The organism is Pseudomonas sp. MRSN 12121 (assembly GCF_000931465.1).
Classification (GTDB): domain Bacteria; phylum Pseudomonadota; class Gammaproteobacteria; order Pseudomonadales; family Pseudomonadaceae; genus Aquipseudomonas.
The window spans coordinates 3340226-3362517 of record NZ_CP010892.1; the positions used below are offsets into that span (position 1 = coordinate 3340226).

The window sequence follows — 22292 nt, forward strand, 5'->3', positions numbered from 1 at the left end:
CCATGAAACGCATTCTGTATTCCGGCACCGGCCTGTTGCTCATCGCCGTGCTGTTCCTGGCCTTCAATATGGCCTCAGGCCTGTTGCTCACGGGCGTTCGCCTGGACCTGACCCAGAACAAGCTCTATTCCATCAGCGCCGGCACCCGGCAGATCCTTGCCGAGCTGAAGGAACCGCTGGACCTGAACTTCTACTTCTCCAACAGCGAGGCGAAGGAGCTCGCGCCGCTGCGCAGCTATGCCGTGCGGGTCCAGGAGTTGCTCAAGGTCTACGAACAGGAGTCTGCGGGCAAGATTCGCCTGCATGTCATCGACCCGCTGCCGTTTTCCGAAGAAGAGGACAAGGCCGGCGCATTCGGCCTGGAGGCCCTGGCGCTGGGGCAGGGCGGGGCGCCGGTGTTCTTCGGCCTGGCCGGCACCGACGCGCAGAACAATGCGCAGGTCATTCCGTTCTTCGCCCCGGACCAGGAGGAGTTGCTCGAATATGACATCAGCCGCCTGATACAGACCCTGGCCCATCCGCAGCGGCCGGTCCTGGGGCTGCTGAGCAGCCTGCCGGCGAACGGTGGCTTCGACGTCCGGACCCAGCGCAAGACCGAGCCCTGGGCGATCCTCCGGGAGCTGCGCCAGGAGTACGACCTGAAAGAACTCAAGACGGACACCCGGGACATCCCCGGCGACGTCGACGTGCTGATGCTGCTGCACCCGAAAAAGCTGTCGCAGCCGACCCTGTACGCCATCGACCAGTTCGTGTTGCGCGGCGGCCGGTTGCTCGCCTTTGTCGACCCCTACAGCGAACAGGACAGCGGCGAGGAATACTTCGGTGTGCAGAGCAAGGACAAGTCCTCGGGCCTGGAGCCGCTGTTCAAGGCCTGGGGCCTCCATCTGCAGCCGGGCAAGGTGCTGGGCGACAACCTCTATGCCCTGTTCGACAGCGCCAAGGAGGGCGAGCCGGCGTTGCCGCGCCCCTTCACCATCGGCGTGCCGCAAGCGGCCATGAGCCAGGAAGACCCGAGTACCAGCGGGCTGGAATTCATCGCCCTGAGCACCGCCGGCATCCTCGAACCGGTGGCGGGGGCCAGCACGCAGTTCACCGCGCTGCTGTCCACCTCGGACTCGGCCAAGCCGTTCGAGGCGGACCGTTTCGACAAGCCGGCCGACCAGCAGCAGGCACTGCGCGACCTGGCCCAGCCCGGCCAGCGCTATGTGATTGCGGCGCGCGTGCAGGGCCCGGTCAAGTCAGCGTTCGCCGAGGGTATCGACGGGCGCAAGGACGGGCTCAAGCAGGCGCAGCAGGTCAATCTGCTGGTGGTGGCCGATACCGACCTGTTGAGCGACCGCATGTGGCTCGGCACCGAGGACATCAATGGCCGCACGGCGCCGCGGCCATGGGCGGACAACGCCTCCTTCGTGCTCAATGCGCTGGACAACCTGGCCGGTTCGGATGCCTTGAACAGCCTGCGTTCGCGCGGTCCTTACAGCCGGCCGTTCGTGGTCGTGGAACGACTGCGCCGCGAGGCCGAGACCAGCTTCAGGGCCAAGCGCCTGGCCCTCGAGGAAAGCCTGGAGGAAGCCGAAGCCAAGTTGCAGCAGTTGCAGGGAGCCTCGCCCAAGAGCCAGTCGCTCAGCGCCGAACAACAGGCGACGGTGCGCCAGTTCATGCAGGAGAAATCCCGCATCCGCAAGGAGCTGCGCGAGGTGCAGTACCAGTTGAACGCCGACATCGACCAACTGGGGCGGAACCTGAAGATCGTCAACATTGCCCTGATGCCGTTGCTGGTGAGCCTGTGCATGCTGCTGGTCTGGGCCGTGCGCTACCTGCGACGCAAGCACGCGGCCTCGCGCAAGGCCGCGCTGGCCGCCGGCTCTCCAGCGGCCTAGCTTGTGACGCCTGTGCTGTCCCTGGAGGGGACGGCACAGGGCGGTCGAACGGGATGCTCGTACTGCTCGCCGGGTTCGACCGCCATGCCGATTGCTCGTTGCGATCAACCAAGTGTCACTTGCGATCATTGTTGGGGGCCGTCGCTGGCGCTTAAGGTGGTGGGCGCGCATCACCGATGCCCATCTCCCAAGTCCGACAACAACAAGCGACAGGAGCACAAGATGTCCGATCTGAAACTGCACCCCCAGGCCGCCGCTTCCCTGCAACGCTGGCATGCCATGCTCGCCGCGGGCGACCTGAGCCGCCTGCCCGAGCTGCTGGCTCCCGGCGTGGTGTTTCGTTCGCCCATGGCCCATACGCCCTATCCGGGCGCGCCGGTGGTCTCGACCATCCTCAATACCGTGAGCCAGGTCTTCGCCGACTTCACCTATCACCGCGAACTGGCCACCGCCGACGGTTTGAACGTGGTGCTGGAATTCAGTGCGCGGGTCGGCGATCGCCAGCTCAAGGGCATCGACCTGATCCGCTTCGACGAAGCCGGTAAGATCGTCGAGTTCGAGGTGATGGTCCGGCCCATGAGCGCCTTGCAGGCGCTCGGCGAGGAAATGGGCCGGCGCCTGGCGCCTTACCTGGCGGCGAGCAGGGCGTCGAGTTGAATCACTGACGGTCGATAGCACGGGCGCCCTGACAGGCGCCCGTTTTCGTGGGATTGCCGACGATCCGCAGACAAGCTGCTGTGCCCTCAGCTATCGCGTTCCTGGACAAAGGACGCGGCGAGAAAGTCGATCAGGGTGCGCACTGAGGGGCGCAGGCCCCGGCGCGATGGAAAGACCGCGGTGATGACCCCGCCCGTGGGTTCCCAGTCTTCCAGCAGCCGCTGCAACTGACCGCTGGCCAGTTCGTCGCGGACCACGGTACAGGGCAGGTTGGCGATCCCCGCGCCTTCGAGCACGGCGCTCTTGAGCACCGAGATATCGTCGCTGAGCAAGCGCGGCGCCAGGGTGACCTGGGCCGTGGCGCCGCTGGCGTTGCGCAATTGCCACCAGTGGTTGGCCTGCCCGGCGTTGGCCCAGGCGACGCTGGGCAGGCCGGCCAGGTCCGCGGGTGTGCGCAGCGGGCCATGGCGCTGGATAAAGGCCGGGCTCGCCACCAGTACCTGCGGGCTCGGGCCCAGCACCTTCATCACCAGTTCGCTGTCGTCCAGGGGCGGGAAGGACAGCCCCAGGGCGATGTCGAAACCTTCGCTGATGATGTCGACCCGGCGGTTATAGCTCTTCACATACAGCTCGACGGCGGGGTATTGGGCCATGAACCGGCCGAGTCGCGGCGCCATCCAGTAGTTCAGCAGCGGCGTGCTGCAACTGAGCCGGACCATGCCCCGGGGTTCGGACCGGTTCTGCTCGATCAGGTCTTCGGCCGACTCGGCCTCGGCCATCATCGCGACGCAATGCCGGTAGTAGGACTGGCCGATGTCGGTGACCTGGAACTGCCGGGTCGAACGCTGGATCAAGCGCACCCCCAAGCGGGTTTCCAGCTGGTTGACCCGGCGGCTCAAGGTCGACTTGGGCATGTTCAGCGCCCGGCCGGCGGCCGCGAAACCGCTGTGCTCGACCACCTTGGCGTAAAGAAAGAGTTCGTTGAGGTCGATCATCGACAGCGAATTGTTCCAATAACAAGACGCTGAAGTCTAAATCAATGACTACCGACACCCAAGGCTGCTGATTAAGGTGGTGGCCTGATCGCCCTGGCGGCCGCTGCTGGTTACGCCAGTGGAACACTGGAGCCGACAGGCCGGGCCTGCACCGGGTGTTACCACGCGCACATTCTGGGTGCCCGATCAGCCCCGTCCTGGGGCGATTTCACTCGTTGTCCCGGTTGCCGATCTTCCTCGTCAATCTTCTCGATCCCGCAAACACCCACTGAATCAAGCACCTGGAAAAAAGCCCGGGAGCCTGGCATGCAATGTGCTTTTTTTGGCTTTATGGATAATTGGATACAAAAATACAAAAGGTGCCGCCGATGAAATTCGCCCCAGCCTATACCGAGCGCCAGCCCGTGACCGCGGAGGAGGAGGCCTACAACTTTCTGCTGGAAGGGATCTGCAAAGGGCGTTGGCGTACCGGCGAGCGGCTGATCGCCGAGGATATCGCCAGCGAAATCGGCATGAGCCGCATGCCGGTGCGCGAGGCGTTCCGGCGCCTGGATGCCGATGGCCTGGTGACCCTGCGCCCCAATCGCGGGGCCATCGTGCGTGGCCTGGACATCGAGGAAATGCGCGAAGTCTTCGAAATGCGCAGCGCCCTCGAAGGCCTGGCGATCCGCGTGGCGGTGGGCAAGATCGGCGAGCGCCATTTCAGCCAACTGGAGCGCTTGCTCGACGACATGGACGACTACCGCGAAGACGGCGCCGAGTGGGTCGGCCGCCATCGCGCCTTCCATGAATACCTGTGCAGCCTGAGCGAACGTCCGCGGCTGATGCGGCAGATCTCGGCGCTGTACTCGGTGATCGAGCCGCACATGCGCCTGTGGCTGCAACACGCCGACAAGCCGCGCAGTGCGCGCGACGAACACGCCTCGATCATCGCCGCGCTGCGCTCCGGCGATCCGGACCAGGCGGCGCGGGTGGTCTCTGAACACATCGAGGGCACCATTCCGCGACTGATCCAGTTCCTGGAGGCCCATCGCTGAAAACCGGCTGCCATCGCGGGCCCATGCCCGCGGCGGGCCGGAGCCGTTCCCCCTGTTACCCGACATGACTGGAGTAATGCCATGCACAAGCCTTGCGCGTCCGTTGCCGCTTTTACCTTGAGTCTGTGTTGTCTGCCGTGGGCGCATGCCACCCCCGAGCTGCCGGAGCGCCTGGCCCGCAGCGAAAAGATCGTCTATTGCTCGGGCATGGATTCGCCGCCGCTGGTGTCGTTCGACACGCAACAGAAACCGGTGGGGCTGCAGGTGGACATGGGCCAGGCAATCGCCCAGCGCCTGGGCGGCAAGCAGGTCGAATGGCGCATCTCGCCGTTCGCCGGGCTGATCCCGGCGCTGCTGGCGCAGCAGTGCGACATGATCGTCGACCAACTGTTCGACAAGCCCGAGCGCCGGGAAGTGATCGACATCGTCAACTTCATGTATTCCAGCCAGTCGATCGTGGTGCCCAAGGGCAATCCGAAAGCGGTGAACACCCTTGAGGATCTGTCCGGGCTCAAGGTCGCGGTGAGCAACGGCTCGACCATCCGCCTGCTGCTCGGCGCCGAGAACGACAAGCTGGTGGCAGCCGGCAAGCCGCCGATGAAACTGGTGGTCTACAACGTCGACGCCGACGCCTTCCAGGCGCTGCGGATCAACCAGGTGGACGCCTTCGGCACCACCGTCGAATCCGCCGGCCACTATCAGCAATTGGCACCGGACCTGTTCCAGCCGGCGGTGCCGGCGTTCAACCGGATCCTCACCGGCTTCGGCGTGCGCAAGCAGGATGCGCAGCTGAGCGCGGCCCTGACCCAGGTCCTGCACGACATGCGCGCCGACGGCAGCTACGCCGCGCTGCTGGATAAATGGCATGTCGGCGGCGACAAACTGGACTGAGGGCGCACGCCATGAACTTCAATTGGGATGTGTTCTGGCAGTACCTGTTGCAGCCCAGCGATGTCTACCTGACAGGGCTCGCGCTGACCTGCCTGATCAGCGTGTGCGCCATGTTCCTGGGGTGCGTGCTGGGGCTGCTGGCGGCGCTGATGAAGCTGTCGGGCAACCCGCTGTTGCAGTACCCGGTGCGCTTTTATGTGTGGCTGATGCGCGGCACGCCGCTGCTGGTGCAGATCGTGTTCCTCTACACCGCGCTGGCGGCCGGGGGGATTTTCCGCTTCGAGGACCTGGACCTGGGCTGGTTGGTGATCCCCGGCAATATCCAGGCGGCGATCATCGCCCTGGGCCTCAACGAAGGCGCGTACATGGCCGAGATCATCCGCGCCGGCATCGGCGCGGTCGACAAGGGGCAGTACGAAGCCGGGCGCTCCCTGGGCATGACCTTCGCCAAGCTGATGCGGCGCATCGTGCTGCCCCAGGCGTTCCGGGTGATCGTGCCGCCGCTGGGCAACGAGTTCAACGTGATGCTCAAGAACACCACGCTGGTCAGCGTGATCGGCGTCCAGGAACTGCTGCTCAGCACGCAGATGGTGACCTCGGCGACCTTCCGGGTGTTCGAGCTGTACCTGGTGGTGGCTCTCTACTTCCTGGCGCTGACCACGCTCTGGGGCTTCTTCCAGCGTTGGCTCGAACAGCGCTTCGGCCAATCCGAACGGCCGCTGCCGGCGGCCAGCCGCCTGTTCGGGCGTGGCCCCCTGAAACTGCTGAGAGGACGTTGAACATGGCGCACATGAGCGAAGAACTGGTCATCGAAGCGCTGGATGTTCACAAGTCCTTCGGCGACCTGCAGATTCTCAAGGGCATTTCCCTGCAAGTGCGGCGCGGCGAAGTGGTGGTGCTGATCGGTGCTTCCGGCTCCGGCAAGACCACCTTCATCCGCTGCATCAACCTGCTGGAAGACATCCAGGCCGGGCAGATCCGCGTCGCCGGCCGGCCCATGGGCTATCGCACCCGGGCCGACGGCCGCCTGGTGCGCGATGCGGAACGCAACATCGCCCGCCAGCGCCGCGACATCGGCATGGTATTCCAGCGTTTCAACCTGTTCCCGCACATGACGGCCCTGGAAAACATCATCGAAGCGCCGATCCAGGTGCTCGGCGTGTCGCGTGCGGCGGCGCTGGAACAGGCCCGGGCGCTGCTCGAACGGGTAGGGCTGGCCGATAAGGCCGGCCATTACCCCTCGATGTTGTCCGGCGGCCAGCAGCAACGGGTGGCCATCGCCCGGGCGCTGGCGATGAAACCCCAGGCGATGCTGTTCGACGAGCCCACCAGCGCCCTCGACCCGGAAACGGTGGGCGAGGTGCTGCAAGTCATGAAGGAATTGGCGCAGGAGGGCATGACCATGGTGGTGGTCACCCATGAAATGGGCTTTGCCCGCGAAGTGGCCGATCGGGTGGTGGTGCTCGACCAGGGCGAGCTGATCGAACAGGGCCCGCCCGAGCAGATCTTCAGCCAGCCGCGTCACGCCCGGACCCGGGCCTTTCTCAGTCGGGTGCTGTAAGCCCCGGATATCCATTTGAAGCGAGTACTGCCATGTTCAAGTTTTCTGCCCACGAGTATCCCTACGCTTCGCAGCGGCAAAGCGTGTTCGCCCGGCGCGGCATGGTCGCGGCGTCGCAACCGCTGGCCGCCGAGGCCGGGATCGACATCATGCGTCGCGGGGGCAACGCGATCGATGCGGCGATCGCCACCGCGGCCGCGTTGACGGTGGTCGAGCCCACCGGCTGCGGCATCGGCGGCGACGCCTTTGCCCTGGTCTGGACCCAGGACCGCCTGCACGGCTTGAGCGCCAACGGCGCGGCGCCCCAGGCCCTGAGCATCGAAGCGGTGAGGGCCGCCGGCCACGAGCGCATGCCGCTGCATGGCTGGACGCCGGTCACGGTTCCCGGCTGCCCGTCGGCCTGGGCCGAGCTGTCGCGACGCTTCGGCCGCCTGCCGTTCGCCGAGCTGCTGCAGCCGGCCATCGCCCTGGCGCGCGATGGCTTCCCGGTGTCGCCAGTGGTGGCCCTGCAATGGCAGTCGGCCTTGCAGGACTTCACCCCGGACCGCGATGCGGTGCTCGACAGCTGGTTCGCCACCTTCCTGATCGACGGCCGCGCGCCCCGGGCCGGGGAGCTGTTCCGCAACCCGGCGCAAGCCAGGACCCTGGAGGAGCTCGCCGCCACCGCCTGCGAAAGTTTCTATCGCGGCGCCCTGGCGCAACGCCTCGACGCGCATTCGCGCGCCACCGGCGGCTACCTGCGTGCCAGCGACCTGCAGGGCTACCGCGCACAGTGGGTCGAGCCGATCAGGATCAGTTACCGCGGCCATGACGTCTGGGAGATCCCGCCCAGCGGCCAGGGCCTGGTGGCCCTGATGACCCTGAAAATCCTCGAAGGCTTCGCCTTCGACCACCGCGACAGCCAGCAGACCTGGCACCGCCAGCTGGAAGCCATGAAGCTGGCCTACAGCGACGGCCTGCACTACATCACCGACCCCGCGCACATGCGGGTCGCGGTGGAAGACCTGCTCAGCGACCGCTACGCGGCCCGGCGCCGGGCCCTGATCGGTGAGCGCGCGATGGCGCCGCAGCCGGGCGAGCCGCAGGCCAGTGGCACGGTCTACCTGGCCAGCGCCGACGCCGAGGGCAACATGGTGTCGTTTATCCAGAGCAACTATCACGGCTTCGGTTCCGGCGTGGTCCTGCCCGACAGTGGCATTGCCCTGCAGAACCGCGGCGAGGAATTCAGCCTCGACCCGGCCCATGCCAACTGCCTGGCACCGGGCAAGAAGACCTTCCACACCATCATCCCGGGGTTTCTCAGCAAGGACGGCGTGCCGCTGGGACCGTTCGGCGTGATGGGCGGCTACATGCAGCCCCAGGGGCATGTGCAGATGGTCATGAACCTGCTGGACTTCGGCCTCAACCCGCAGGCCGCGCTGGACGCTCCGCGCTGGCAATGGCTGGGCGGGTTGCGGGTCGGCATCGAGCAGCCGGCCTCGCGCGACCTCAGCGCGGCACTGGCGCGGCGCGGCCATCAGGTGCAGGTGGCCTGCGACCTGAGCAGCTACGGGCGCGGCCAGATCATCCTGCGCAACCCGGAAACCGGCGTGCTGTGCGGCGGCACCGAGCCGCGGACGGACGCGCATATCGCGGTGTTCTGAGGGCGGTGAAAGGCGAGGGTGATCGTTGTCAGGAGAATTATTCTCTGGACAAACTCAATATCTGTATTGATAAGAAAAAGCGATCAATTGTTCAGATTTATCTGATGGTGATTTTATGTTGAGCTAACTAAATTTTACGCCCCGTATCCATGCGGGTAATAGCTTTCTTGAAGTGCGAATAGTTGTTTTGTTTGATGTCGAGAAAGTTAATGTAATAGTTGGAGAAAGCCAAATGCGTGATTTGAATGCTGTTGAAATCGAAGAAGTATCGGGTGCGGGTCTTACCATCGGCGGCGTGAAAGTGGTGCCCGGTGCGGACTTGAGCGGCGTCATCAAGAACAACACCGGGAGTAACCCGGGCAATGGCGTTGGTATTGGCATCGGTATCGGTTCCGAAGGTAAAAATGGTGTCGGTATTCAGGTAACCACCGGTTGGGCTGGCTGGCCGTTCAACTGAATAAGTCAAGCTAAGTCGCTTTGTTAATAAAAAGCGATTAGTCATCGCTTTGAACGCCAGGTTTTTCTGGCGTTCTTTGTTTTTTGCAGATTGATTACTTGGGTAGCCTCTAACTTGGCGGTATTACAGATTGACTGCATCAGGTGTTGGGAAATTTTGATCCCCCTGAGATTTCCTACAGCGCAGAACTTGCATATTCCTGCTTGCTGTTTTCAGAACATGGTTGCCGCTCCTTGCATTATTGATCGCAGCGTTTCAATGCAATGACTGATACGTCGTTGTTCCGCCAAGAGGCGCTGGAGGCCCGACAAACCAGTTGGTTGGGCAATATCGTATTAATCCGCCCCACCTCGTTCACGTTCCTCACTTTCCTGGCCATGACACTGGCAGCGTCGGTGGTAGCCGTATTCGTTTTTGCTAGTTATACCAAGCGCAGTACCGTCAGTGGCCAGTTGGCCCCGGTCAGTGGTTTGGTCAAGGTATACATTCCCCAGACAGGCATCGTCTGCGAAAAATGGGTGCAGGAAGGTCAATGGGTCAAGCGCGGAGCTCCTTTGCTAAGGGTTTCCAGCGAACGTTACAGCGCGGATGCCAGTCCTGTGCAAGCGAACATCAGCCGCCAACTCGAACGTCGCCGTGATTCGCTGAACGACGAACTGGAAAAGGTCCGTCGATTGCAAGCGGACGAGCGCGATAGCCTGAATAACAAAATCACTAGCTTGCAACGTGAATTGACAATGCTGGCCGAACAGGTGGACAGCCAGCATCAGTTGGTGGAGCTATCCAGCGATGCCGCGCGGCGTTACGAGGGGCTCATGTCGAAAGGCTATATCTCGGTCGATCAACTTCAGCAGCGCCAGGCCGAGTTGCTGGGGCAGCGCCAGACTCTCCAGGGATTGGCTCGTGAGCGCACAACTCTGCTACAGCAATTGACTGAACGCCGCAATGAGTTGGCTGGCCTGGATGCCCGTCACGCCAACCAGCAAGCCGAATTCCAGCGCCAACTCTCTGCCATTGAAGAGAATCTGCTGGAAAGCGAGGCCAAGCGCAGCGTATTGATCACGGCCCCGGAAACCGGGGTCGTCACCGCCGTGCTCGCCGAAATCGGCCAGAGCGTGGACAACTCTCGACCTGCATTGAGCATCGTTCCTGTCGATGCGCCCTTGCAGGCAGAGCTTTACGCCCCCAGCAAAGCCATCGGCTTCATCAAGCCGGGCGACTCGGTGCTGATCCGCTATCAAGCCTATCCCTATCAGAAATTTGGCCAATACAAAGGGCATGTGCGCTCCATCTCGCATACCAGCATGTCCTCCGTTGAACTCGCCAGCATCATCGGTGGCTTGCCAAGAGCGAGCGGAGATGGCGAGCCGTTGTACCGACTGCAGGTCAGCCTCGATAAGCAAGAGGTGATGGCTTATGGCACACCGCGAACATTGCAAAGCGGCATGTTGCTCGATGCCGACATCCTTCAAGACACTCGTCGGCTTTATGAGTGGGTACTCGAACCGCTTTACAGCCTTACCGGAAAACTCTAGGAATCCTCGATGGCATTTACCGCCGCTCTCGCGCTGCGTATCGGCCGGCGCTTGCCGCTGATATTGCAGACCGAAGCTACTGAATGCGGCCTGGCGTGCCTGGCGATGATCGCGACCTACCACGGTTACCACACTGACTTGATGGGGTTGCGGCAACGTTTCAGTGTGTCGCTCAAGGGCGCTTCTCTTAAACAACTGATTCAGATTGCGCAGCAGATGCGGTTAGGAGCCCGTCCGGTAAAAGTATCGCTGGCAGAACTTGGCCAATTGGAGCTTCCTTGCCTGCTGCACTGGGACTTCAACCATTTTGTGGTACTGAAGTCGGTTGATGCCGGCGGTATCACACTTCACGATCCCGCCCGTGGATTGCGCCATTTGAGCCTGGATGAGGCATCGCGCAGTTTTACCGGAGTGGCCATGGAGCTTTGGCCCGATCGTGGTTTCGAGAAGCAGGTTGCCAAGCCGCGCATCAGACTGTTGGGTTTGATGGGGCGCGTCACTGGGCTATATCGTTCTCTGACGCAGTTACTGCTGCTGTCTGGCGCTCTTGAGCTGTTTGCCCTGGTCAGCCCGTTCTTCCTGCAGTGGACTCTGGATAACGTCATTGTCAGTGAGGATCGTGACCTGCTGACTACCCTGGCCTTGGGGTTCGGTCTGCTGTTGTTGATGCAACAAGTCGTCAGCGGGGTACGCGCCTGGGTGTTGATGTATATGAGCACCCTGTTGAGTATGCAATGGCGGGCCAATGTGTTTAGCCATCTGTTGCGGCTGCCGATCCAGTACTTTGAAAAACGCCATCTCGGTGACGTGGTTTCGCGCTTTGGCTCCGTAGACAACATTCAGCAATCTCTCACTGGCGCCTTCCTGACGGTGATTCTCGACGGCCTGATGAGTGTCGCCACGCTGGCCATGATGCTGCTCTACAGTCCAATGCTGGCAGCTATTTCCATCGCTGCCATGAGCCTGTATGCCATCGGCCGCTGGGCCTGGTATCGCCCGTTACGCAACGCCACGGAAGAGCAGATCGTGCATGCTGCTCGCCAGCAGAGCCATTTCCTGGAGACCGTGCGAGGAATCCGTCCACTCAAGCTGTTCCAGCGGCAAGAGGAACGTCGCTCAGTCTGGCTCAGCCTATTGGTCGAACAAATAAACGCCGGACTACGTACACAGAAGCTGCAACTGTTCTATCAACAGATGAATGGGCTGTTTTTTGGAGTAGAGAACCTGTTGGTGATCTGGCTAGGGGCAACTCTGGTGATGGATGGCCAGTTCAGCGTCGGTGTGTTGATGGCGTTCAACGCCTACAAATTGCAGTTCAGCGGCCGGGTCGCCAGCCTGATCGATAAAGTCTTCGAATTGCGCATGCTTCAGCTGCAAGGTGAACGCCTGGCTGACATCGTTCTCCAGCCACCGGAGGAGGAACTGACCCAGATTGCGCCAGACGATCTTCGGCGGCGTCCGGCCAGCCTGGAGGTCCGTGGGCTCCGCTACCGATACGCCGAGCATGAGCCCTGGATTCTGGATGGCCTCGACCTGGCAATCGCCGATGGGGAGTCCGTGGCCATCGTCGGTCCGTCCGGTTGCGGTAAGAGCACCTTGTTCAACATCTTGCTTGGCATTCTGCCACCGAGCGAGGGCCAGGTCCGGGTGGCGGGCCTGGAGCTTTCGAACCTGGGGCTGGATGGCCTGCGCGAACTGGTCGGCACGGTGATGCAGGACGATGTGCTTTTCGCCGGCTCGTTATTGGAGAACATCAGCTTTTTCGATTCCAGCGTTGACATGCCGTGGCTGATCGAATGCGCCCGAATGGCCGCGATCCATGACGACATACAGAGCATGCCAATGGGCTACAACACCCTGGTCGGTGAAATGGGTACTGTGCTTTCCGGCGGGCAGAAGCAGCGAGTCATGCTGGCTCGCGCCCTGTACAAGAAGCCGAGAATTCTCTTCCTTGACGAGGCTACCAGTCACCTTGATGTCCGTTGCGAACAAATGGTCAACGAAGCGATTCGGGGGCTGCGCATTACCCGCATCATGATTGCTCACCGTCCGCAAACCATTGCCTGTGCTGATCGGGTCGTGGTTCTGGATGACGGAAAGGTGGTACGCGATGAGCGCGCCCGGAAAGAGCCAGGATCGCAGCCTCCCACCAAGGCCGATGTCGCTTGGAAACCGATATGAAGCGGCACCATTTCGCACTGTTGGCCTGGCTGGCATGGGGGCCGGTTGCGGCGTTGGCTCACGAACCTGACGTATTTGCTACCACAACCTCGGTGACTGGAGAGGCGGTGTATGACGTCGATCACACCTCGCGACCCTGTCATTTCGGGAATCTGCCAGAACAGTTATCTCTAGAGGAGACGGTCAGCCGTATCCTTTGTCACGATCCGCAGGTCCGCATTGCATGGGCCGACGCCAAGGCCCGGGCGGCGACGGTGGGCGTCAGTCATGCGGCCTATTTGCCTCGTCTGGATGGACGCCTGGACTGGAGCCGCAATATCAATGAGAGGAAAGAGGAGTCTGTTTCCGTCAATGGTCGTCGCCAACTGGCGGGCGCCAATTTCACCCTGAGCTGGGTGCTGTTCGACTTCGGTCGGCGAGGTGCCGCCTTGCAGAATGCCAGGCAAATGCTGATGGCCGCCAACGCCACTCAGGATGCGACACTGCAAAATGCCTTTGCCGTGGCGGCCCAGGCCTACAACGACGCCTTGGCTGCGCAACGTAATCTCGCCGCGTCACGTCAGGTCGCGGAACTGGCAGCACAGAACCTTGAAGCTGCCGACGCCAAGTACAAGGCCGGCGCAGCGGCGTTATCGGATCAGTTGCAGGCGCAGACCGCGCTGTCCCAGGCACGGCTGCGCGAGGTACGGGATATCGGTAATCTGCGACAACTTCTGGGCGTCATCGCACTGCGCATGGGGTTGTCGCCAGAAACACCGCTGAAGTTAGCGGGGGATCTTGCCCCATTACCCAATCCATTTTTTTCCAAGGCCGTGGATAAGTTGTTGGCCGAGGCGCGTCGCGAGCATCCCGCGCTGCTGGCGGCGCAAGCCCGGTTCAAGGCTGCCGAAGCCTCGGTGGAGGAAGCTCGCGCGGCTGGCCGTCCTAGCCTGAGCCTGACCGCCAATCTGGCCCACAACCGCGTCGGCCAGTCTGAAATCTATAACGGTGATTACCGTGAGCGCGACAGGAGTATCGGCCTGCAGCTGGATGTTCCGCTGTTCGATGGGTTTAGCCGTAGCTATCAAGTCCGTAGAGCGTTGGCGCAGGTCGAGTCCCGGCGCTCTGAACTGGCTGATACCGAACAACAGGTTTCGCTGGATGTCTGGAATAACTACCAGCGTCTGAGTATCGAGACGCGAAGCCTGGCCCAGACCAGCGAACTGGTCGAGCAATCGCGTCAAGCCCTGGATGTGGTACAGGGGCGTTACCGCGCCGGGGTTGGCAGCATGATCGAATTACTTAATGCGCTGACTGCCTATGCCAGTGCCGAGGAGTTGCATACCCAGGCTCTTGGTAGTTGGCAGAGTTCACGGTTGAGACTGGCCGTTGGCTTGGGCCGCCTAGGATTCTGGGCCGTGGATACACGGTAAGGCGGGCATCGGCTCGTTGTACCAATACGTCACGAACAAGCCAGTGGCCCTGTTATAGCTGCCATGCGATGAGTGGCCACAGACTACGCGGATGCGGCGCGCCACTCTCGAACCGGCGTGCTGTACGGCGCCGTCACACTGCACGCGGCTGCCCATATCGCGGTGCACTGAACCAGCTCAGCAGGCCTTGAGGGCGCGAGCGAATCATCGACTAGACTCACGCGACCAATGGAAAGCCGCATGAGGTTCTGGTCATGGCAAAAAACCACAAGAGCGCCGCCAGGGGCGCCGCGGGTGAGCGGGGCAAGCTCGGCAAACAAGCCTATGAAGAGCAGTTGCGCCGGCTGCATGTCGAGCTGGTGACGCTGCAGGAGTGGGTGCAGGAAAAGGGCATCAAGATCTGCATCGTTTTCGAGGGGCGCGACGGCGCCGGCAAGGGCGGGACCATCAAGGCCCTCACCGAACGCCTGAGCCCGCGGGTGTTTCGCGTCGTGGCGCTGCCTGCGCCCACCGAGCGCGAGCAGAGCCAGATGTACCTGCAACGCTACTTGCCGCACCTGCCCGCAGCGGGCGAGGTGGTGATCTTCGACCGCAGCTGGTACAACCGCGCCGGCGTGGAGCGGGTGATGGGCTTTTGTACCGAAGAGCAGGCCACCAGCTTTCTCAAGGCGGTGCCGCTGGTGGAGCGGGCGATCGTCGACTCGGGCGTCATCCTGCTCAAATACTGGCTGGAGGTCAGCCAGCAAGAGCAGACCCGCCGCCTCGAAGCGCGGATCAAGGACGGGCGCAAGATCTGGAAACTGAGCGCCATGGACCTCAAGTCCTACAGCCGCTGGTATGACTACTCTCGGGCCCGCGACGCGATGTTCGAGGCCACCGACACCGAGCACGGCCCCTGGCTGGTGGCCGATTCCAACGACAAGCGCCGCGCGCGCCTGAACATCATTTCCGACTTTCTCAGCCGCGTTCCCTACAAGAAAGTCCCGCGGGAAAAAGTCGTGCTGCCCAAGCGCCAGAAACCGGGGGGCTACAAGGAGTCGGATCACCCATTGCGCAGGGTTCCGGAGAAGTTCTGAGCGTGAGGCTCGATTGCACGCTGCGATAGCGGCTTTTCCCTCGACACCGACCCTGCCGGCGCCCGCGCCGACAGGCGTTGCGCGGCCGGCTCAACCCAGCCGCATCGACAACTCCACGTCGCCGCCAAAGGGCACGGACAGGTAGCCGCTGGCCGGCGACCGCACGCGTTCCAGGTAGTCGGGGCAGTAGTCGGTGTTGTCTGCGACGATCAGCGCACCCGGGCGCAGGCGGCTTTCGAGCAGGGCGAGGATGTCGGCATACAGTGCCTTGGCGCCGTCGAGCAACAGCAGGTCGATGGTCTCGGGCAGGTCGACCGCGAGGGTCTGCAATGCGTCGCCTTGGCGGATGTCCACCAGGTCATCCAGCCCGCCTTCGCGCAGGTGCTCGCGCGCCCGCGCCACCTTGGAGGCCTCGAATTCGCTGCCGATCAGTTGGCCGCCGCCGTTGTCGCGCAGGGCCGCGGCCAGGTGCAGGGTCGAGATGCCGAATGAGGTGCCGAATTCGACGATGTGCCGCGCCCGGGTGCTGCGCGCCAGCATGTACAGCAGCCCGCCGGTCTCGGGCGAAACCGGTAGCCAGAGGTCCTTCAGGCGGCCATAGAAGTCCAGGTATTCGGTCTTGCTGTGCATCATCCGTTCGCGTTCCTCGCGGGAGAGCTCGGCGACAGTGGGGCTGGTCGCGGTGCGGGCCTGCCTGAACAGGCGGTCGAGCAACCGGGCGAGCGGGGCGGTGGTCAGGGTGCTGGTCATTGGGCTTGAGCTCCTGGGTTGACGCCTTGCGGCGCGTCACTAAAATGCGATCAATTCGTCGCATTCACAGGGTATGAGCAATTGATCGCCTCCGCTATTCGCATTGGCCGCGGCCCGGTCCGGCCGGCATGAGCAACCGCCGCAGCCCGCAGGTTTCCTCGCGCAAGGCCCCGCAACAGGCACGTTCGACCGAGCTGGTCGCGGCAATCCTGGAGGCCGCTACTCAGGTTTTGGCGAGGGAGGGCGCGCAGCGTTTCACCACCGCGCGGGTCGCCGAGAAGGCGGGCGTCAGCATCGGCTCGCTGTACCAGTATTTCCCGAACAAGGCGGCGATCCTGTTCCGGCTGCAAAGCGATGAGTGGCAACAGACCACCGAGATGCTGCGCAGCATTCTCGAGGATGCGCGCAGGGCGCCTCTGGAACGCCTGCGGGTGCTGGTCCGGGTGTTTATCCAGTCCGAGTGCGCGGAAGCCGGCATGCGCGTGGCGCTCAACGATGCGGCGCCGCTGTACCGCGATGCCCCCGAAGCGCAGGCGGTGAAGGCCCAGGGCGAGCGGATTTTCCAAGGATTCATGGCGCAGGCGCTGCCCGAGGCGCCCGAGGCGAGCCGCGTTTTGGCCAGTGAACTGATCACCGCCACGCTCGGCAGCGTGGGCAAGGAGTTTTCCGAAAGCCCGCGCAGCGCGGCCGAGATCGAGCGCTACGCCGATGCGATGGCGGACATGTTCTGTGCCTACCTCACGCACTTGGCGCAACGCCGCGACTGAGCGTGGATTGCCCCACGGCCCGGGCGGATCAGGCCACGGACGCGGCTTGCTCGCGGGTCTGTTTGGCCGTGGCAATGTCGGCGGCGCGGGGCAGGGCGACACTGTTCTTGGCGGCGAGGATCTCGGCCATGACGCTCACGGCGATCTCGGCGGGGGTCTTGCTGCCAATGTAGATGCCGATCGGGCCGTGCAGGCGTTGCAGCGAGGCCTCGGTCTCGCCGAAGTGCTCGATCAGGCGTTCGCGGCGCAGCTGGCTGTTGCGCCGAGAGCCGATCGCGCCGATGTAGAAGGCCGGGCTGTGCAGCGCTTCGAGCAGGGCCAGGTCGTCGAGCTTGGGGTCATGGCTGACGGCGACGATGCAACTGCGCAGGTCCGGGGCGAAGTCGCGGACGATGTCGTCCGGCATGCCCACCAGTTGCTCCACGCCCGGCACGTTCCAGCCGCCGATGTATTCGGGGCGCGGGTCGCAGACTGCCACCCGGAAGCCGTTGAACAGCGCCATGGTCGCCAGGTATTCGGCCAGCGCGCCGGCGCCGATCAGCAGCAGGCGGTAGCCGGGCCCCAGGGTATTGACCATCTGCTGGCCATCGAAGAAGAACTGCTCCGGCGCGGCGCTGGTGGCCAGGGCGACCTCGCCGCTGCCCAGGTCGAGGCGGCGGCGCACCAGTTGCCCGGCATTGAGCTGGGCCAGCAATTGCTCCAGGGCCTCCTTCGCCGGCGTGAATTCGAGAATCAGCTCCAGGGTGCCGCCGCAGGGCAGGCCGAAGCGATGGGCTTCGTCGGCGCTGACGCCGTAGCGCACCACTTGCGGCGGGCCGTCCGGCAGGCTGTGGCCTTCGTAGGCGCTGGTGTAGCGGTGGATCAGGTCGTCCTCGATGCAGCCGCCCGACACGCTGCCCACCACCCGACCATCGCCGCGCAAGGCCATCATCGAGCCCACGGGGCGGGGCGATGAGCCCCAGGTGCGGGCCACGGTGGCGAGCATCACCCGCTGGCCGGCCTGGAGCCAGTCGCGGGCGGTACTCAGGACCAGTAGATCGATGCTTTCCATGGGAACCTCTGTTGTTCATGGAAGGGGCGGCCGATCCGGGAACCCCCGGAGCGGCCGCCGCCTTCTTTTCAGCGCATGTGCAGGACGATCGGGCTGCTGCTGGCGGGGTCGGTATGCCCGCGCAGCTTGCCGACCGCCTGCGGGTCGACCGCGCCGCCCTGATTACCCCAGGTGCCGCGCACGAAGGTCAGGACCTCGGCGATTTCCCGGTCCGACAGCTGCTCGCGAAAGGCCGGCATGCGGTAGGCATCCGGCACCCCGGCGGCGACCACGCGTTGCGAGCCGTTGAGGGTGATGTTGATCGCCGAGGCGTTTTCCCTGGCCAGTGCCGAGGTGGCGCCCGCCAGGGGCGGCATCCACTCGGCCTGGCCCTGGCCGTCCAGGCCATGGCAGGACGCGCAGCGGGTCACGTAGGTGTGGGCGCCGGGGCTGTCCAGCCGGGTCGCGGCGGACACGGCCTGGTACTGCCAGGGCGTGCCGTCGCGCTGCGGATCGCCGGGCAGCGACTTGAGGTAGCGGGCGATGGCGTTGAGGTCCTCGTCGGCCATGAACTGGGTGGAGTTGTTGAACGCCTCGGTCATCGAGCCGTACACCACCGCGTGCTTGTTGCGCCCGGTCTTGAGGAACTGCACGATCTCCGGTTCGCTCCAGCGCCCCAGCCCGGTGTTCGGGTCCTGGCGCAGGCTCGGTGCGTACCAGCCGTCGAGCAGGGCCCCGGCGAGGAACGGCGCGCCGGATTCGTCCAGGGCCTTCTCGTTGAACGCCAGGCCGCGCGGGGTGTGGCAGCTGCCGCAGTGGCCCGGCCCCTGGACGATATAGGCGCCGCGGTTCCACAGCGCATCTTCGCCGGGCTTGGCCGCGTAGGGCGTGGTCGGCGCGAACAGGCCGTTCCACAGCGCGATTGGCCAGCGCAGGTTGAGCGGCCAGGGAATGTCGCTGGGGATATTCGGCTCGCTGGCCGGTTGCACGCCTTTCATGAAGAACGCGTACAACGCGCGCATGTCGTCGTCGCTGAGCTTGACGTAGGACGGGTAGGGCATGGCCGGATAGAGCCGGCGCCCGCCGGGCGCCACGCCATGGCGCACCGCACGGTCGAAGTCGGCCAGGCTGTAGGCGCCGATACCGTGGGTCGGGTCCGGGGTGATGTTGGTGGCATGGATGGCGCCCAGCGGCGTGGCCATTTCCAGGCCGCCGGCGAACGGCGTCTTGCCCGGCAGGCTGTGGCAGGCCACGCAGTCGCTGACCCGGGCGACATACTCGCCGCGGCTCACCAGTGCGGGGTCGAAACCGGCCTGCGCGGCCGGCTCCTGCTCGAAGGGCGAGGCAGGCTCGCGGGTGACATACCAGGCCAGCAGGCCTGCCGCGACGAGGCACGGCAAGGCCAGCCAGCCTGCGGTTCTGGCGAATCGGCTGTTATTCATGGGCAGTCCTTGTCGGTCAGCTGAAGGTGTATCGGCTCAATGGCAGGCTGCGGATGCGCTGGCCGGTCAGCCGCGCCACCGCATTGGCCACCGCCGGGGCGACCGCGGGCAACGGCGGTTCGCCGATGCCGCCCATTTTTTCGCCGCTCTCCACCACCCGTACATGCACCCGCGCCATGCGTGCCGGCGGCAGGATCGGGTACAGGTCGTAGTTGCGCGCCCGTGGCTTGCCGTCCACGTAGACCGCTTCCTCAAGCAGCGTCTGCGACAACCCCAGGGCCACGGCGCCATTGACCTGGGCCTCGACGATCGCCGGGTTGACGATGCTGCCCGGGTCGATCGCCTGCCAGATGTCGTGGACCCTGACCTGGCCGTTTTCGATCGACACCTCGGCGATCGCCGCCGTGTGCGAGCCGAACGGCGAGGCCATGGCCACGCCGCGGGCGCGCCGGGTGCCGTCCTCGGCAGTGAACGGGCCGCGCTTCCAGCCGCCGGACAAGTCGCCGGCCGCTTGCAGCAAGGTGGTCAGGCGCGCGTTGTCGCGCAGCAGGTGCAGGCGCAGCTCATAGGGGTCATGGCCGCCCTTGTCCGCCAGTTCGTCGAGGAAGGCTTCATAGAAGAAGTCATTCAGCGAATTGCCCACCGAACGCCAGTAACCCAGCATGGCCGGGCCCTTGACGTAGATCTGCGCGATGCGTTTGTTGGCAATCGCGTAGGACTTGCCCGACAGTCCTTCAAGAGCGGTGGGGTCGATTTGCTCCCCCTGTTTGCCCATGAGAGCTTCGGTGGGACCTTCGGTGGCGCTTACCGCCTCGATGGCCACCGGCAGGCCCTCGGCGTCCAGTCCGGCGCGGAACTTGACCACCGCGACCGGGCGCAGCACGTCGCGCAGGAACTCTTCCTCACGGCTCCAGATCAGCTTGACCGGACGCCCGACCGCCTTGGCCAGGGCGATGGCCTGCGGGTAGGGGCTGGCCGAGTCATAGAGGAAGTGCCGGCCGAAAAAGCCGCCCAGCAGCGGCGAGTGCAGGGTGATGCGGGCAGGGTCGAGCCCGGTGCGCTTGGCGATATCGGCGAGGAACATGTCCGGCGCCTGGTTCGGCAGCCAGACCTCGAGCGAACCGTCGGGGTTGAAGCGCGCCAGGGCCGAAGGCGGCTCCAGCTGGGCATGGTTGAGGTACTGGTTGTGGTAGCTGGCCTCGACCCGGGTCTTGGCGCCGGCCAGGGCGGCCGCCACATCGCCCTGGTTCTCGTCGTCGCGGGCCGGGCCTTGCTGGGCGGCGAGAAATTCGCGGAAGCCGTCGCTGGAGAAATCGGCCGGCATTGTGCGCACCGGCGCATCGGCGGCCGGCTCCAGCCAGTCGACTTGCAGGGCTTCCACCGCACGCTTGGCGTGCCACCAGCGCTCGGCGACCACCGCTACCGCGCCGGGCAACTGATGGACCGAATCCACGCCTTTCATGGCCTTGACCTGCGCTTCGTTGCGCAGGCTGCCTACGGTCATGCCCAGGCGGGGAGCGTGCTGCACGGCGGCGTGGAGCATGCCGTCGACCTTGAGATCGATGCTGTACTGCGCCTTGCCGGTGGATTTTTCGTAGGCGTCGATGCGCCGCACCGGCTTGCCGATCCAGCGGAACTGGCTCGGGTCGCGCAGGGTGACGCTGGCCGGATCGGGGACCGGCATGTCCAGGGCGCGTGTGGCCAGTTCGCCGTAGCCCAGGGAGCGCCCGGAAGCCGCATGGACCACCCGGCCCGGTTCGGTGGACAGCTGCGCGATCGGCACGCCGAGCTGCTCGGCGCCGGCCTGCAACAGCATGGCCCGGGCCAGGGCACCGAGGCGGCGCATGACCGGGTAGCTCATGCGCACCGACATGCTGCCGCCGGTGATGCGCATGCCGTTTTCCATCACCACGTAGGCCTCGCCAGGCGGCGCGCTCTCGACCACGAAGGTGGCCGGGTCGGCGTCCAGCTCCTCGCCGACGATCTGCGCCATGGCGGTGTGGGTGCCCTGGCCGCCTTCCATGAAGGGGCTGAGCAGGCGCACGCTGCCGTCCGGGCGGATCTCGAGGAACGCCGGGACCTGGGTCCCGCGTTCCGTGGTGGTCGCCGTGGCGGCCTGGACCCTGGCCGAACCCAGCGGCAGGCCGAACCCAAGCACCAGCGCACCTACCGCGGTGCTGGCCAGAAAACGCCGGCGGGACAGGTTGACCGGCTCGTCCAGCGCCAGGCCCAGGAGTGCTTCAGCGGAGTCGATGGGCTTGTTCATCAGGCGCTTTCCTTGTTGGCGGGCTGTGCGAGGTCGTGCACGGCGGCATGGATGGCGTTGTAGGTGCCGCAACGGCACAGGTTGACCATCGCCGCGTCGATCTGCGCGTCGCTGGGCTTGGGGTTGTGCTTGAGCAGCGCGGTGGCCGCCATCACCTGCCCGGACTGGCAGTAGCCGCATTGCGCCACCTGGTGCTCGACCCAGGCGGCCACCACGCGCTTGCCGACGTCGTCCGCTTCGATCGCCTCGATGGTGGTGACTTCGCGTCCGACCACCCCGGAGACCGGGGTGACGCAGGAGCGCACCACATTGCCGTCCACCAGCACGGAACACGCGCCGCACTGGGCCAGGCCGCAGCCGTACTTGGTGCCGGTCAGTCCCAGGTCATCGCGGATCACCCACAACAAGGGCGTGTCGGCGTCGGCATCGACCTGATAGGCCTTCTGGTTGATTCGTAGTTCCATGGCTCACCTGCTGATCATCGGTTGGTGGTTCTTGGTTTTCGAGGAACGCGCGGCGTGGCGCCTTCCGGGTCAATACAGCGTAGTCAGGATCGGGGCCGGCCAATCGCGTTCCGGGCCAGGGGCTGGTGCGGTCTGCGCAAGGGCTGAAGGGTGGCGTGTACCGCTCGCGGCGCTTGCTGGCGCCGGTGGTTCAGGGGGCGGTCGCCCGGTAGGTCGACGATGTGGGCCAGGACCGATGCCTGGCCGGC

Annotated in this window: 19 protein-coding genes; 13 read left to right on the forward strand and 6 right to left on the reverse strand. The window is 64.4% G+C overall.

Annotated features, from left to right (window positions below; genetic code table 11):
* The first annotated feature begins 2 nt into the window (after window positions 1-2).
* Window positions 3-1880: a Gldg family protein gene (locus TO66_RS15125; protein WP_044463091.1), complete on the forward strand. Its 1878-nt coding sequence runs from the start codon at window positions 3-5 to the stop codon at window positions 1878-1880.
* Between the two features lie 222 nt (window positions 1881-2102).
* Entirely contained in the window at window positions 2103-2537 is a 435-nt protein-coding gene (locus tag TO66_RS15130; RefSeq protein ID WP_044463092.1) for a nuclear transport factor 2 family protein, read from the forward strand.
* Window positions 2538-2623: 86 nt separating this feature from the next.
* Here the strand turns inward: TO66_RS15130 and TO66_RS15135 are convergent, their stop codons facing one another.
* A complete protein-coding gene (locus tag TO66_RS15135) occupies window positions 2624-3532 on the reverse strand; it encodes a LysR substrate-binding domain-containing protein (protein ID WP_044463093.1) in 909 nt (302 codons plus the stop codon).
* A 368-nt stretch (window positions 3533-3900) separates the two neighbouring features.
* Here TO66_RS15135 and TO66_RS15140 point away from each other — a divergent pair, with 368 nt between their 5' ends.
* The 10 genes from TO66_RS15140 to ppk2 all read left to right on the forward strand — a co-directional run bounded on the left by TO66_RS15140 (window position 3901) and on the right by ppk2 (window position 15325).
* Window positions 3901-4569 carry a GntR family transcriptional regulator gene (locus tag TO66_RS15140; protein WP_044463094.1) on the forward strand — a complete coding sequence of 223 codons (669 nt, stop codon included), beginning with the start codon at window positions 3901-3903 and terminating at the stop codon, window positions 4567-4569.
* A gap of 81 nt (window positions 4570-4650) precedes the next feature.
* A complete protein-coding gene (locus TO66_RS15145) occupies window positions 4651-5460 on the forward strand; it encodes an ABC transporter substrate-binding protein (protein WP_044463095.1) in 810 nt (269 codons plus the stop codon).
* 11 nt (window positions 5461-5471) lie between these two features.
* Window positions 5472-6239, forward strand: a complete 768-nt coding sequence (locus tag TO66_RS15150) for an amino acid ABC transporter permease (RefSeq protein WP_044463096.1) — start codon at window positions 5472-5474, stop codon at window positions 6237-6239.
* Between the two features lie 2 nt (window positions 6240-6241).
* Window positions 6242-7021 carry an amino acid ABC transporter ATP-binding protein gene (locus TO66_RS15155; RefSeq protein WP_044463097.1) on the forward strand — a complete coding sequence of 260 codons (780 nt, stop codon included), beginning with the start codon at window positions 6242-6244 and terminating at the stop codon, window positions 7019-7021.
* Between the two features lie 32 nt (window positions 7022-7053).
* Complete coding sequence (locus TO66_RS15160; protein WP_044463098.1) at window positions 7054-8664, forward strand: gamma-glutamyltransferase family protein; 1611 nt, start codon at window positions 7054-7056, stop codon at window positions 8662-8664.
* 232 nt (window positions 8665-8896) lie between these two features.
* Entirely contained in the window at window positions 8897-9121 is a 225-nt protein-coding gene (locus TO66_RS15165) for a hypothetical protein (protein WP_044463099.1), read from the forward strand.
* Window positions 9122-9399: 278 nt separating this feature from the next.
* Window positions 9400-10656 (forward strand): HlyD family secretion protein, encoded by a 1257-nt coding sequence (locus tag TO66_RS15170; RefSeq protein ID WP_082061170.1) that lies wholly within the window; start codon window positions 9400-9402, stop codon window positions 10654-10656.
* 9 nt (window positions 10657-10665) lie between these two features.
* Window positions 10666-12837 (forward strand): peptidase domain-containing ABC transporter, encoded by a 2172-nt coding sequence (locus TO66_RS15175; RefSeq protein ID WP_044463101.1) that lies wholly within the window; start codon window positions 10666-10668, stop codon window positions 12835-12837.
* On the forward strand, window positions 12834-14249 hold the full coding sequence (locus tag TO66_RS15180; RefSeq protein WP_044463102.1) for a TolC family protein: 1416 nt from the start codon (window positions 12834-12836) through the stop codon (window positions 14247-14249). Before TO66_RS15175 ends, TO66_RS15180 begins: the two co-directional genes overlap by 4 nt.
* A 254-nt stretch (window positions 14250-14503) precedes the next feature.
* Window positions 14504-15325, forward strand: coding sequence for a polyphosphate kinase 2 (gene ppk2, locus TO66_RS15185; RefSeq protein WP_044463103.1), 822 nt, complete (start codon window positions 14504-14506; stop codon window positions 15323-15325).
* 90 nt (window positions 15326-15415) lie between these two features.
* Here the strand turns inward: ppk2 and TO66_RS15190 are convergent, their stop codons facing one another.
* Window positions 15416-16075: an O-methyltransferase gene (locus tag TO66_RS15190; RefSeq protein ID WP_044463104.1), complete on the reverse strand. Its 660-nt coding sequence runs from the start codon at window positions 16073-16075 to the stop codon at window positions 15416-15418.
* A gap of 128 nt (window positions 16076-16203) precedes the next feature.
* Between TO66_RS15190 and TO66_RS15195 the strand changes: the two genes are divergently transcribed.
* The gene (locus TO66_RS15195) at window positions 16204-16842 is read left to right on the forward strand and encodes a TetR family transcriptional regulator (RefSeq protein WP_044463105.1); all 639 of its coding nucleotides are present in this window, start codon (window positions 16204-16206) and stop codon (window positions 16840-16842) included.
* A 28-nt stretch (window positions 16843-16870) separates the two neighbouring features.
* Here TO66_RS15195 and TO66_RS15200 read toward each other — a convergent pair whose 3' ends face one another.
* The 4 genes from TO66_RS15200 to TO66_RS15215 form a co-directional block, all read right to left on the reverse strand.
* Window positions 16871-17893, reverse strand: coding sequence for an XdhC family protein (locus TO66_RS15200; protein ID WP_044463106.1), 1023 nt, complete (start codon window positions 17891-17893; stop codon window positions 16871-16873).
* Between the two features lie 68 nt (window positions 17894-17961).
* Window positions 17962-19314, reverse strand: coding sequence for a cytochrome c (locus TO66_RS15205; protein WP_044463107.1), 1353 nt, complete (start codon window positions 19312-19314; stop codon window positions 17962-17964).
* Between the two features lie 16 nt (window positions 19315-19330).
* On the reverse strand, window positions 19331-21580 hold the full coding sequence (locus TO66_RS15210; protein ID WP_044463108.1) for a molybdopterin cofactor-binding domain-containing protein: 2250 nt from the start codon (window positions 21578-21580) through the stop codon (window positions 19331-19333).
* Window positions 21580-22044: a (2Fe-2S)-binding protein gene (locus TO66_RS15215; RefSeq protein ID WP_044463109.1), complete on the reverse strand. Its 465-nt coding sequence runs from the start codon at window positions 22042-22044 to the stop codon at window positions 21580-21582. Before TO66_RS15215 ends, TO66_RS15210 begins: the two co-directional genes overlap by 1 nt.
* Between the last annotated feature and the right edge of the window lie 248 nt (window positions 22045-22292).